The sequence below is a fragment of the Dryocola boscaweniae genome (assembly GCF_025215095.1).
Taxonomy (GTDB): Bacteria; Pseudomonadota; Gammaproteobacteria; order Enterobacterales; family Enterobacteriaceae; genus Dryocola; species Dryocola boscaweniae.
This window is the reverse complement of sequence record NZ_JALHAP010000069.1, coordinates 44,008-57,505: the sequence shown is the minus strand read 5'-3', so window position 1 is coordinate 57,505 and position 13,498 is coordinate 44,008. Positions and strand designations below refer to the sequence as shown.

Here is a 13,498-nt window from a genome sequence, read left to right as displayed (position 1 = left end):
TTCCCCGGCCTTTTCTTCATCCAGATTTCGTTAATCCCAGCTAAGGATAACCTTTCCGGACTGCCCGGAACGCATAGCGTCGAAGCCTTTCTGGAAATCATCAATACCAAAGCGGTGAGTAATGATCGGCGACAGGTCCAGACCAGACTGAATCAGCGCGGCCATTTTGTACCAGGTTTCGAACATTTCACGTCCGTAAATACCTTTAATGAAGAGGCCCTTGAAGATGACTTTTGTCCAGTCGATGGACATATCTGACGGCGGAATGCCCAGCATTGCGATGCGGCCGCCGTGATTCATGGTATCAAGCATGGAGCGGAAAGCCGGCGGCGCACCGGACATCTCCAGGCCCACATCAAAACCTTCGGTCATGCCTAGCTCATGCATTACGTCAGTCAGGCTTTCTTTGCTGACGTTCACCGCGCGGCTTACGCCCATTTCGCGCGCCAGCTCAAGGCGATACTCATTCACATCGGTAATCACGACATTCCGTGCGCCTACGTGTTTAGCGACTGCCGCCGCCATAATGCCAATAGGGCCAGCACCAGAAACCAGCACGTCTTCACCGACCAGATCAAACGAAAGCGCCGTGTGAACCGCGTTACCGAATGGATCGAAGATAGAGGCTAAATCATCGGAAATATTGTCCGGGATCTTGAAGGCGTTGAAAGCAGGCAACACCAGATATTCAGCAAAACAGCCGGGGCGGTTAACGCCCACGCCGCTAGTATTGCGGCAAAGGTGCGTGCGGCCCGCGCGACAGTTGCGGCAATGGCCGCAGGTAATGTGACCTTCGCCGGAAACGCGATCGCCAATTTTAAAACCTTTTACTTCCTGGCCAATACCGACCACTTCGCCCACGTACTCATGGCCGACAACCATCGGCACCGGAATAGTCTTCTGTGACCATTCATCCCAGTTATAAATATGCACATCGGTACCGCAAATCGCGGTCTTACGGATTTTGATCAGCAGATCGTTATGGCCCATTTCCGGTTTGGGCGCATCTGTCATCCAGATGCCCTCTTCTGCTTTCAGTTTTGCTAATGCTTTCATGACCGCTCCCTCAGGCGATAACGCCTAACTGTTTACCGATACGCGTAAACGCTGCAACCGCACGTTCAATCTGCTCCGTAGTGTGAGCCGCAGACATTTGTGTACGGATGCGCGCCTGACCTTTTGGTACCACCGGATAGAAGAAACCGGTGACATAAATGCCTTCTTTTTGCAGCTCGCGGGCAAAGTTTTGCGCCACAACCGCTTCGCCGAGCATCACCGGGATGATGGCGTGATCGGCTCCTGCCAGGGTGAATCCAGCCGCCGTCATTTTTTCGCGGAACAGGCTTGCATTAGCCCACAGGCGCTCGCGCAGCTCCGCACCGGTTTCCAGCATTTCCAGAACCTTGATGGATGCTGAAACAATTGCCGGAGCCAGGGAATTGGAGAAAAGATAAGGACGCGAGCGCTGACGCAGCCATTCAATGACTTCTTTGCGTCCAGCGGTGTAGCCACCAGAAGCGCCGCCGAGCGCTTTACCTAAGGTGCCGGTGATAATGTCCACGCGATCCATAACGTCGCAATATTCATGGGTTCCGCGGCCATTTTCGCCTACAAAACCTACCGCGTGCGAGTCATCAACCATGACCAGCGCATCATACTTGTCCGCCAGATCGCATACGCCTTTCAGGTTGGCAATCACGCCATCCATGGAGAAAACGCCATCGGTAGCAATCATGATATGGCGGGCGCCTGCCGCACGAGCTTCCTTCAGGCGAGTTTCCAGCTCCTGCATATCATTGTTAGCGTAGCGATAACGCTGCGCTTTACACAGACGCACGCCGTCAATAATCGAAGCATGGTTTAGCGCATCAGAAATGATTGCGTCTTCCGGCCCAAGCAGTGTTTCAAACAATCCGCCGTTAGCATCAAAGCAGGAAGAATAAAGAATGGCGTCATCCATTCCCAAAAAGCCCGCCAGCTTGCCTTCCAGCTCTTTATGGCTGTCTTGCGTGCCGCAAATAAAGCGTACGGAAGCCATTCCGAAACCGTGTTTATCCATCCCCTGCTTTGCCGCTTCAATAAGCTGCGAGTGGTTCGCAAGCCCCAGATAGTTATTGGCGCAGAAGTTAATGACGTGGCTACCGTCAGCGACAGTGATATCCGCCTGTTGCGCTGAGGTGATAATACGTTCTTCTTTAAAAAGGCCTTCCGCACGTGCGGTATCAAGCTGAGACGTTAACTGTTGGTAAAAATCTTCGCGCATCGCGATTCTCCAGGCAGGGCAAATTTCGGCACATATTACCCAAACCTATACCAGGAGACGAGATTACGCTTCAGAGAAGTTGATTTTTGCAGGATAAATCACGAGGGACAGAAACTTCGTCTGATTAGGCGGGTCTTTGATTGTAATGGTATGATAAGAGCCATTAGCGCGTGAGGTATTGTGCCTCACGGCCCCCCTATATTGTTAAGGTCACGCTTATGATTATTGTCACCGGCGGTGCTGGTTTTATCGGCAGCAACATTGTTAAGTCACTGAATGATATTGGTTATACTGATATTCTGGTAGTAGACAATCTGAAAGACGGCACCAAGTTTGCAAACCTGGTCGATCTGAATATTGCTGACTACATGGATAAAGAAGATTTCTTGATCCAGTTGATGGCAGGTGAAGAGTTCGGCGAAATCGAAGCGATTTTCCATGAAGGCGCCTGCTCATCTACCACCGAGTGGGATGGCAAGTACATGATGGATAATAACTATCAGTACTCCAAAGAAGTGCTGCATTACTGCCAGGAGCGCGAAATTCCGTTCCTGTATGCCTCTTCCGCTGCGACCTACGGCGGCCGAAACAGCGATTTCATCGAATCCCGCGAATATGAACAGCCGCTGAACGTTTACGGCTACTCTAAGTTCCTGTTCGATGAATATGTGCGTCAGATCCTGCCTGAAGCGAACTCGCAAATTACCGGCTTCCGTTATTTCAACGTTTATGGACCACGCGAAGGCCACAAAGGCAGCATGGCGAGCGTCGCGTTCCACCTGAACACCCAGTTAAACAACGGCGAAAATCCAAAGCTGTTTGAAGGCAGCGACGGCTTTAAGCGCGATTTTATCTATGTGGGCGACGTAGCGGCAGTGAACCTGTGGTTCTGGCAAAACGGCGTATCCGGTATTTATAACTGCGGTACCGGTCGTGCCGAGTCCTTCCAGGCTATCGCCGATGCAGCCCTGGCGTTCCACAAAAAAGGCAGCATTGAGTACATTCCTTTCCCGGAAAAACTGAAAGGCCGCTATCAGGCATTTACTCAGGCCGACCTGACTAATCTGCGCGCCGCAGGCTATGACAAGCCATTTAAAACTGTTGCCGAAGGCGTAACAGAATACATGGCCTGGCTGAATCGTGACGCATAAGCAGGTAGTCTGACGCATGAAAATACTGGTGATTGGCCCGTCATGGGTAGGCGACATGATGATGTCGCAAAGTCTCTATCGCACGCTCAAGGCGCGCTATCCCCAGGCGATAATCGATGTGATGGCACCGGCATGGTGCCGTCCGTTGCTGTCGCGCATGCCTGAAGTTAATGAAGCGCTGGCGATGCCGCTTGGTCATGGCGCGCTGGAAATCGGCGAACGCCGTCGCCTGGGCCATGCCCTGCGAGAAAAGCGCTACGATCGAGCATACGTCCTGCCGAATTCTTTCAAATCCGCATTAGTTCCTTTCTTTGCCAATGTGCCGCAGCGTACAGGCTGGCGTGGCGAGATGCGCTACGGTTTGCTCAATGACGCGCGTGTCCTGGATAAACAAGCCTGGCCGCTAATGGTGGAGCGCTACGTTGCGCTGGCCTATGACAAAGGCGTGATGCAATCGGCAAAAGATCTTCCGCAGCCTTTGCTATGGCCGCAACTGCAGGTCAGCGAAGGCGAAAAAGCGCAAACCTGCTCCGCGTTCAATCTGGATGCCGGACGCCCCATCATCGGTTTTTGTCCGGGCGCCGAATTTGGCCCGGCTAAGCGCTGGCCGCATTATCATTATGCAACGCTTGCTGGCAAACTTATTGATGACGGTTATCAGGTTGTGTTGTTTGGTTCAGCCAAAGACAAAGAGGCCGGGAATGATATTCTCGCCGCTTTGACAACTAACCAGCAGGCACACTGCCGTAATCTGGCTGGCGATACCGAGCTTGAGCAGGCCGTCATTTTACTGGCCGCCTGCAAAGCCGTTGTAACGAATGATTCTGGTCTGATGCATGTAGCCGCTGCGCTTAATCGCCCTTTGGTTGCTTTATATGGGCCAAGCAGTCCGGATTTTACTCCGCCGTTATCTCACCAGGCACGCGTAATTCGTCTTATCCGCGGCTATCACAAAGTACGTAAAGGCGATGCCGCTGAAGGCTATCACCAAAGCTTGATTGATATTACACCTGAGCGCGTAATGGATGAGCTAGCCGCTCTGCTGCCAGCCGGGAAGGAAGTTTAATGCGGGTACTGATCGTCAAAACATCATCTATGGGCGATGTCCTGCACACGCTGCCTGCGCTGACCGACGCTGCAAAGGCGATTCCGGGTATACGCTTTGACTGGGCGGTCGAAGAAGGTTTCGCACAGATTCCATCATGGCACCCGGCGGTAGATAAGGTTCTTCCTGTTGCGATTCGCCGCTGGCGTAAAAACTGGTTCTCGGCTCCAGTCAAAGCAGAGCGCAAAGCGTTCTACCGGGATCTGCTTACTGAACAATACGATGCCGTTATCGATGCGCAAGGCTTGATTAAAAGCGCCGCGCTGGTTACGCGTAAAGCGCATGGCGTAAAACATGGTATGGACTGGAATAGCGCCCGTGAACCACTGGCATGCTTATTCTATGACAAACGCCACGCCATCGAAAAACAGCGGCATGCGGTTGAACGCACCAGAGAATTATTTGCAAAAAGCCTCGGATACGAAAAACCCACGCAACAGGGCGACTACGCAATAGCCCGGCATTTTCTTACCCCAACGCCCGCAGATGCGAATCAATATGTTATTTTTCTTCATGCCACGACGCGTGATGAAAAACACTGGCCGGAATCGAACTGGCGAGATCTTATTCAATTAATGCATAAAACGGGCTTACGTATTAAACTCCCGTGGGGTGCAGAACATGAACGTGAACGCGCAGCCCGCCTGGCTGAAGGATTCGACTACGTTGAAGTGTTGCCGCGTTTGTCTCTTGAACAAGTGGCTAAGCAACTTGCAGGAGCGCTGGCCGTCGTTTCGGTAGATACCGGATTGAGTCACCTCACTGCCGCCCTTAATCGGCCAAATATTACACTGTATGGACCGACCGATCCGGGTTTGATTGGCGGTTACGGGCAGAATCAGCATGAAATCATTGGCGCAGGAAAGAGTATGGCTAACATTACGGCATCTGAAGCGTTTAGCATTCTCCAGACAACAACTCAATTAGCCATAGAATAACGATTAATGAGCTATCTATTCATTTTCATTCTTTTGCTTCCGTTCAAGCTGATCGGCAAGCTGTTTTACAAAAAGACAGGCCGGAATCTGATGATTCAGACGGCCAAAATTGGCGATTTCGTGAACGTTACGCCTCTGCTCGCTCATCTTAAACACAGCGATGTACTGATTAGTAAAACCGTTCTGCCCCTGGCTAAAAACGACGAAACCATCGATACCATTTTTCTGATTGAAGAACACAAAAAAAGTTTGTGGGGTAAATTTCGCCTGGCCTTTAAGCTGATGAACCGCTATGAAAATGTTTATCTGCTGCAGCCCAACAGCACAAACCTCTTCTTCGCTGCTGCCTGTAACGCCGCTAATAAACAGTTTTTAAGCACCTACACCCGACGCTGGTACCATGGATTGTTTTACTGGACCGCCAGTGGCGTGGTGGAACACAGCAAGGACCAGCTAACCGTTGATGATTATCTTAAGCTTGCGGACCGTAACCTAACCTGGCGCGATTCTCCAAAGCATGCCACTTTTCCTTTACGGAAACCAAAGGCGTATCCAGCGGAGCTTGATAAACAAAACGTAATAAAAATCGGACTAAGCATTTCCGCAGGAAATAAGTCAAAAACCATCCCGCCGATTATCTGGAAGAAAATCTTCAAAACCCTGGCCAACCTGAACTGCAATTACTATATCTTTGGCCCAAAAAATGAACAGGTGTGGTTGGACGATCTTTATCGCGAGATAGACGAACAAGACAATATCATCAGCCTTATCGGCAAACTTCCCTTAGAAGATGTACCTTTTGCTATTAGCAAAATGGATTTCTACATTGCTTCAGATTCCGGAAATGTTTATATAGCAGATGCGGTTGGCGTTCCCATTATCCTCATTTATGGACCATGCTGTATCGCCGAACAGAGGCCTTTAGGAGAAGTGTTGCTGTTAGGTAACAGAGAAAATGAGAAATCATATATTTTTGAAGCTCCATATTTCTTTGATCGTTCTCGCGAAGAGCTGTTTGCATTGAGTGATGAGGATCTAATCAAGATTCATCATTTTATTGTTAACCGCTAAGCTGAAGTATCCGTTAAAGAATATAATTCTGATAGGTTTTTGCTGTTAATGAGTAGGTCCATGACAAATAACCCGCTTCTGAGCATAATTATTGCAGCACATAACTGCGAAAAAACTATTGATGCCACATTCCAAAGTCTGCTGGATGCGCTTGGTCCTTCTCTTGCTCAAGCCGAAATTATCATTATTAATGATGCTTCTGAGGACAGAACTGGAGAGAAAATAGCTCATTATGCTATTTCTTATCCACAGGTGATTATTTCTTCTGTAACCTTTAAAAACATAGGTCGCGTACGTCAACATGGTATTTCTTTATCGCAGGGGGAATACATAACTATGTTAGACAGCGATGACTTAATGAAAAAAGAGACCTTACCGCAAATCATAGATTTTCTGCGCGAAACTCGTCCCGATATGTTATTGACTCGACTGCATGAAATCCGCGACTTAAATAAAATTGATCATCAATGGTCAGGTTTATACCCTGAGAAATTATCGCGAAAAGATACTATTACACGCTTTTTAATTCATAAAGATCTTCAGGCACACTTAATTGGTCAATTTATTAAGAAAGAAATTTATCTGCACCATAAGATCCCAGCAATGGCTTGTTACGAAGATTTTTATGTGTTCCCACAGATGCTTATGGACGCCAGTAGTATCTATTTTCAATACGACAGCCATTATTACTATATAAAACATCAAGGAAGCTTATCTTCAACGCCAGACGAAGATAAAATAGCTAACTTAATAGACTGCACTCTGAAAATGGAAGAAGTGTTACCAAATGATTTTCATCATTTGGTATTGTGTCATTGGCTGGATATTTTTATAAAGCACAAGGCATTATTAAATGATAAACACCAAAAAGACATCGTAAAAAAACATGTTATTATGACGCATTCGCCCGGTTTTTTTCTAAATTCAACTGTGCGATTTAGCTATAAGCGAAAAGCATTGAGTACATTATGGAAAAACTAAGATCACGGCTTTACCAAAACACGTTCTTTTTTGTGCTATTTTCTTTCGGCTATGCTCGTCAGGTAATGCAAGAGAAAAAGATACTTCTATATACTTGTTTAATTATCTATTTCCATTTCATTTACTTATATAATATAAAAATTAGCATTCAATAAAATTAACATTTGTTTACTTTAATTCTATGGATGATCAAATGGTTTCATTTGTCACTACATCACAAGCTTAAGTTTATATTTTATATTTTATATTAATGATTTAAACCTCTTAAAATTTATTTTTACCCGGCATGTTATTCTAATATTTTGTTTATTTAGGCATTTCAAAAACCCTTATTTATTATTTACGATTAATTGTATGTTCGTTTATGGCCTTAGTGATGTGTTGCTTTTAAGCTCTGAAGCCATTTTATTTTACATGGCTTTAATAGGGATCTGCGGGATTCTACTTACAAAGCAGGACGGACAAATTTGAATACATACCGGGCTATATGCCCGGTTTCGTTTTCTTAAGTTCATAATACTCAGCCAAAGTCATTCCCCGGGTCCGCTCAGAAAGCCAGGAAAATAACGCTTCCAGGTCCTGATATAACCGTTCGATATCCGCTTCATCTTTGAAGGTTGGACTGCCGCCGGGCATAAATTCTGAAGAATGGAGCATAAACTCCACATAATCGTTCCCTTCTGCCAGCGTTTTTTCCGCTACTGCAATCATTTGCGCGGCATTTGCACCTGACGGGCGAAGCCAGTTCACTGATGGGCTGCGATATTTTCCCCGTAGCCGATCGTAGCCCTGCTTAAAACTGTTCATCACAGCGCTGTGTTTATATTGGATGCTCATCGGCACTTCCAGCAGCGGGGAATCGCCCGGCTGGCTGATGCTATCCAGATCCATAAAATAAGCGCCTGTCGGGAAGCGTTGATAATCTGTTCCGCCGTTTCCGGCAGGCGAACCTTTAGCATTTCGCCAGTTCACCCGAGGCGTAACCGAACAATCGACTTTATATCCCAGCTCCACCAGCAAGCGCGCGTAGCGGCTGTCAAAAGCCCACCGCCCGGCTCGATGGCTGACCATTTTAGTACCGAAAGTCTCTTCGAGAAGCGTTGTCATATAGACGACTTTTTCACGCAGAATCTCATCCGGATATTCGATAAGATAAGGCTGCCAGCGCCAGTCATCACCGGTTAAATCAAACTCTGGCGGGCTGTTCCAGGCATGCAAATGCATTCCCACCTCACCTTGCCCGCGCGCAATAACGTCTTTGGCAAAGGCAATGTAGTCTGCGTCAACGGCCATTTCATAGTTTGTTAGCCAGACGGGTTTGAAAGCATACTTTTCACAAAGCATCTGAAAACGCGGAAGAAAACGCGCATTCTCAGTTTTAATCTGTCGATGGTTTTGCCACAGATTATCGCCTTCGGTATCAATGGTGATGATAAATGCTGGGGTAGTCATTGCCGTCTCTGAGCTAACGATGTTTACGCCATGTTACGCAGCCTGCCAGTTAAGGGCAAACCGGTTTCCAGGAATGCACCGACTCCTGAGTAGAATTGTAGCAACCATACTCAAGGTCTATTAGAATCACGCTTTGGTTAATCACCTAAAGATGATAATGAATAACGCTTTGCATACACGCGCTGACGGGCCGCAAACTCGTATATTACTCATAAAACTGCGCCATCACGGTGATATGTTGCTGACAACGCCGGTGATCAATGCGTTGCATCAGACATGGCCGCAGGCTCAGATTGATGTTCTGCTTTATGAAGAAACGCGCGATATGCTGGCTGCTCATCCGTTTATACATCGCATTTACGGTATCGACCGTAAATGGCGCAAACTGGGCACCCGCCAGCATTTATGCAAAGAGTGGCAGCTTCTTAAAACGTTGCGCCAGCAAAAATACAGTCTGGTGGTGAATCTTGCCGATCAGTGGCGTAGCGCTATTGTCACTCGCTTTACGGGCGCTCCGGCCCGCATTGGTTTTGACTTTAACAAACGCCGTGGCTGGTTCTGGAGCCGCAGCCACACGCAGCTCGCACCGGTTATCGGGCATAAAACTATGCATACCGTTGAGCAAAATCTCTCTATCCTTGCCCCCTTGAATGTTCCTCCCGTTAATAATGTCACCATGAGCTATCAGCCAGATGACTGGCTGGCGGTTCAGCAAAAATTAAAAGTAAAAAACGTTGAAGGTGCATTTATTGTGGTACAGCCCACATCCCGCTGGTTCTTTAAGTGCTGGGACGAAAGAAAAATGGCGGAGACGATTTCCACGCTGCAAAAAGATGGGCATACGATTGTGCTTACATCCGGGCCGGATAAAAACGAAAAAGCGATGATTGAAACCATCCGAGCATTATGTCCCCCGGAACGTGTTTATTCCCTGGCAGGCGAATTGAGCCTGCGTCAGCTAGCCGCGCTTATCGATCATGCCAGCCTTTTTATCGGCGTCGACTCCGTTCCTATGCATATGGCCGCTGCGCTACAAACTCCCTGCATCGCCCTGTTTGGCCCATCGAAACTAACTTTCTGGAGCCCCTGGCAGGTAAAAGGGGAAGTTATCTGGGCCGGTGATTACGGCCCGCTTCCGGATCCGGATCAAATTGATACTAAAACCAGCGAGCGCTATCTGGATGCGATTCCAGTGGATGCCGTGGTTGCGAGCGCAAGGAAACAGTTGTGAAGAAACGCTGCCGCCTGGCCATCGTCCGCCAAAAGTACCGTCCGGACGGCGGTGCCGAACGTTTTGTCTCACGCGCGCTGGAAGCCCTGAGCGCTCATGATCTGGAACTGAACGTTATTACCCGTCAGTGGCAGGGCGAGCGCCAGGAGAACTGGCATATACATATTTGTGATCCCATGAAATGGGGCCGTATCAGCCGTGAAAAAGGCTTTGCGGACGCCGCACGCGCCTTATGGCAACGTGAAAAATTTGACCTCGTGCAAAGCCACGAACGTATAGCCGGCTGCGATATCTATCGCGCCGGTGATGGGGTACATCGTCGCTGGTTGCTTCAGCGCGCCCGAATTCTGCCGGCATGGCGGCGGCAGCTACTGCTTCGCGATCGTTTCCATCGCTATGTCATGCAGGCCGAACAGGCAATGTACCAGGCACCGGAGCTGAAAGCTGTCATCTGTAACGCCGAAATGGTAAAACGCGAAATCATTGAAGATTTTGCTATACCTGCTAATAAGATACATGTCATCTATAATGCTATTGATTCCTCCCGCTTCGTTCCGGCTACGTCTGAACAACGGGCAAAATGGCGACAGGAAATCAACCTTCCACAGCAGGCCGTTGCGCTGGTGTTCGTGGGTTCGGGATTTGAGCGCAAGGGCCTTGCCAGCGCTATCCGGGCAGTAGCTAACAGCGATCGTTACCTGATTGTGGTGGGACAAGACAAAGCAGAAAAAAATTATCGGGCGCTGGCACAAACTCTGGGGTGTCAGGATCGAGTAATTTTCATGGGAATGCAGAAAAATACGCTGCCATTTTATCAGGCCGCTGATGGATTATTACTGCCAACGCTTTATGATCCCTTCCCTAACGTGATCTTAGAAGCAATGGCATGTGGTTTACCGGTTATTACCACGCCCACCTGCGGCGGGGCCGAATTTATAACAACCGGACAAAACGGATATGTTTGCGATGCCCTGAACATTCAGGAACTGTCGGACGCGGTAATGGCTATCCCGGCACGCCATCTGAATGAAATCATGGGAGTTCATGCGCGTGAACGGGTCAGGGAAGCGACGCCGGAAAAACTTTCACAGCAACTTATTTCGCTGTATCAAAACATACTGGATTAGACGATGCGCATCCTAATGATTATTGATGGATTACCCGGCGGCGGTGCTGAGAAAACCGTGCTAACCCTTTCCAGGGGACTTGTCGGTATGGGCCATCAGGTCTCGGTCTTCTCTTTGCGTCGCGTCTGTGATTATGAAATCCCGGATGGGGTCGATTACCAAATCATTCTGGATACCTGTAAGAAACCGTGGCGCAAGCTTACCGAGTTATCCCGCCGTGCAGCGCTGCTGGATAAGGCCGTTGAACAGGCCCAGAAAGGGGGCCAGTTTGATCTCATCTTTTCTCATTTGCACAAAACTGACCGCATCGTCGCGCACACTAAAACCATTCCACGCGAAAAGTTATGGTATTGCGTACACGGTATGTTCTCTTTCTCTTATCTTCAGCATCGCCATGGCTTCTCCCGCTGGTTAAAACGCCAGAAAATAAAACGCGTGTATGAGAACAGCAACGTAGTTGCCGTATCGAAAGCGGTACTGCGCGACATTACCGAACGTTTTGACATCACCCCCGCAAAAAGCACGGTTATCCATAATCCTTTCGACATTGATGGCATCCACCAGCGCGCTAAAGAGCCCTGTGAAATGGCGGGCCAGGACTATCTCATCCACGTTGGTCGCTTCCATGAACACAAGCGCCATGACCGACTCATCAAAGCGTATGCATTAAGCGGCATTCAGGCGCCATTAATCCTGATGGGCAACGGCAGCGATGAACGCATTGAACAGTTAAAAACGATGGCCACTGCCGCAGGCGTTGCCGACCGCGTCATCCTTAAATCCTTCGTGCCGAATCCGTATCCCTGGATAGCTAACGCACGCCTGTTGCTCCTGAGTTCCGACTGTGAAGGTTTTGGCAACGTGCTGGTGGAAGCGCTGATTTGCCAGACGCCCGCAGTCAGCACGCACTGCCCGGGCGGCCCGGAAGAAATTCTCACCGGCCCGCTGGCACGCGGCCTCTCCGGGATGAGCGATCAGCAACTGGCAGATACGATGGTGGATATTTATAACCATCCCCCGGTGATTGATGCCAGCACCATTGAGTCCTACAGTATCGGCGCTATTTGCCAGCAGTACTTGTCTTTGGCGACAGAAAAAAAATAACGGTATTTTCAGGTAACTTTATGCCCCAGACTCCTTTACTTAGCGTTGTCGTTGCTGTTTATAACGGCGAACTTTTCCTGGCGAAGTTTTTTGCCTGCCTTGAAGCCCAGGCCATCGAAGGAATGGAAGTCATCATGGTGAACGATGGTTCAACCGATGGCTCCATGGCGATTATCGACGCCTGGCGCGACAGGTTTCCGGGCATGTTGGTTATCGAGCAGGAAAATCAGGGCGTATCTGTCGCCCGTAATACCGGCCTTGCCGTGGCCACCGGCCAGTATCTCTCTTTTCCTGACATTGATGACGATTTCAAACCTGGCATGTACCGCCGCCTGCTCGACCTGGCGCTAGCCAGCAATCTGGATGTGGTTACCTGCAATGGCAACTACGTTTACGAAAACAACAGAAAACCTTCGCGTCCCATCTTTCCTGAAGACAAACTTCAGTCAACTGGCGTAATGAGCGGTCCCGCCTGGCTGAAGAAGGCGCTGGATTCACGTAAGTTTCTGCACGTTACCTGGCTAAATCTCTACCGACATGATTTTATCCGCGAACACGGTTTTAAATTCGAACCAGGCTTACGTCATCAGGATATTCCGTGGACCACCGAAGTATTACTCGCCGCGCAGCGCGTTCAGTACACGAATGAAAGATTTTACGATTACTACATTCATTCCGCATCGGTTTCCCATAAACCGGATACCGATGACACGCTGATTCGCTCGGCGCGCCATTACATCAAAATTCTTGAAATGCTCGAGGCCATTAACCAGCGTTATCCGGAACAGGTAAAAAACATTCCTGCCTGCAACTGGCAAATCGCCAAAGAAGGGCTCGGGATCCTGCATACCTTCAATAATATGAAAGACCCGCAGAAGAAAAAAATGATCGTTAAGGAGTTTTTCGACCGCGGGATCTGGCGTCTTATCTGGAAGAATGCCCGAGGTTTCCGTCTGCGCTGGCGCTTAGGCCGCCGCTACCTGAAACTGAAAAAAGCCACGCGGGTGCCTGGATAAATTTGCTCTTCGCGGGCTGCGTCTGACGGCCCGCAATTAGAATGTTTCGCCTTCAGGTT

At 48.9% G+C, this 13,498-nt stretch carries 12 protein-coding genes; 9 read left to right on the top strand and 3 right to left on the bottom strand.

Features of this window, described 5'->3' with window-relative positions; translation table 11 throughout:
* Positions 1-30: 30 nt before the first annotated feature.
* Together tdh and kbl are read right to left on the bottom strand one after the other, a co-directional pair.
* Entirely contained in the window at positions 31-1,056 is a 1,026-nt protein-coding gene (gene tdh / locus MUA00_RS03220) for an L-threonine 3-dehydrogenase (protein ID WP_271121670.1), read from the bottom strand.
* 10 nt (positions 1,057-1,066) lie between these two features.
* On the bottom strand, positions 1,067-2,263 hold the full coding sequence (kbl, locus tag MUA00_RS03215; protein WP_271121671.1) for a glycine C-acetyltransferase: 1,197 nt from the start codon (positions 2,261-2,263) through the stop codon (positions 1,067-1,069).
* A gap of 218 nt (positions 2,264-2,481) precedes the next feature.
* Between kbl and rfaD the strand changes: the two genes are divergently transcribed.
* The 5 genes from rfaD to MUA00_RS03190 are packed head-to-tail and all read left to right on the top strand — an operon-like array spanning position 2,482 to position 7,509.
* Complete coding sequence (gene rfaD, locus MUA00_RS03210; protein ID WP_271121672.1) at positions 2,482-3,414, top strand: ADP-glyceromanno-heptose 6-epimerase; 933 nt, start codon at positions 2,482-2,484, stop codon at positions 3,412-3,414.
* Between the two features lie 16 nt (positions 3,415-3,430).
* Positions 3,431-4,480, top strand: a complete 1,050-nt coding sequence (gene rfaF, locus MUA00_RS03205; protein WP_271121673.1) for an ADP-heptose--LPS heptosyltransferase RfaF — start codon at positions 3,431-3,433, stop codon at positions 4,478-4,480.
* On the top strand, positions 4,480-5,457 hold the full coding sequence (gene rfaC / locus MUA00_RS03200; protein ID WP_271121674.1) for a lipopolysaccharide heptosyltransferase RfaC: 978 nt from the start codon (positions 4,480-4,482) through the stop codon (positions 5,455-5,457). Before rfaF ends, rfaC begins: the two co-directional genes overlap by 1 nt.
* 6 nt (positions 5,458-5,463) lie before the next feature.
* The gene (locus tag MUA00_RS03195) at positions 5,464-6,528 is read left to right on the top strand and encodes a glycosyltransferase family 9 protein (protein ID WP_271121675.1); all 1,065 of its coding nucleotides are present in this window, start codon (positions 5,464-5,466) and stop codon (positions 6,526-6,528) included.
* A gap of 60 nt (positions 6,529-6,588) precedes the next feature.
* Positions 6,589-7,509 carry a glycosyltransferase family 2 protein gene (locus MUA00_RS03190; RefSeq protein WP_271121676.1) on the top strand — a complete coding sequence of 307 codons (921 nt, stop codon included), beginning with the start codon at positions 6,589-6,591 and terminating at the stop codon, positions 7,507-7,509.
* Positions 7,510-7,992: 483 nt separating this feature from the next.
* Here the strand turns inward: MUA00_RS03190 and MUA00_RS03185 are convergent, their stop codons facing one another.
* Positions 7,993-8,961 carry a polysaccharide deacetylase family protein gene (locus MUA00_RS03185; protein ID WP_271121677.1) on the bottom strand — a complete coding sequence of 323 codons (969 nt, stop codon included), beginning with the start codon at positions 8,959-8,961 and terminating at the stop codon, positions 7,993-7,995.
* Positions 8,962-9,112: 151 nt separating this feature from the next.
* On the opposite strand from MUA00_RS03185, the gene rfaQ reads away from it, so the two are divergent.
* Genes rfaQ through MUA00_RS03165 form a run of 4 tightly spaced genes read left to right on the top strand, consistent with a single transcriptional unit; the run spans position 9,113 to position 13,439 of the window.
* Positions 9,113-10,192 (top strand): putative lipopolysaccharide heptosyltransferase III, encoded by a 1,080-nt coding sequence (gene rfaQ, locus MUA00_RS03180; RefSeq protein WP_271121678.1) that lies wholly within the window; start codon positions 9,113-9,115, stop codon positions 10,190-10,192.
* Positions 10,189-11,319 (top strand): glycosyltransferase family 4 protein, encoded by a 1,131-nt coding sequence (locus tag MUA00_RS03175; RefSeq protein WP_271121679.1) that lies wholly within the window; start codon positions 10,189-10,191, stop codon positions 11,317-11,319. Before rfaQ ends, MUA00_RS03175 begins: the two co-directional genes overlap by 4 nt.
* A gap of 3 nt (positions 11,320-11,322) precedes the next feature.
* Positions 11,323-12,423 (top strand): glycosyltransferase, encoded by a 1,101-nt coding sequence (locus MUA00_RS03170; protein WP_271121680.1) that lies wholly within the window; start codon positions 11,323-11,325, stop codon positions 12,421-12,423.
* A 20-nt stretch (positions 12,424-12,443) separates the two neighbouring features.
* On the top strand, positions 12,444-13,439 hold the full coding sequence (locus tag MUA00_RS03165; RefSeq protein WP_271121681.1) for a glycosyltransferase: 996 nt from the start codon (positions 12,444-12,446) through the stop codon (positions 13,437-13,439).
* Positions 13,440-13,498: the final 59 nt, after the last annotated feature.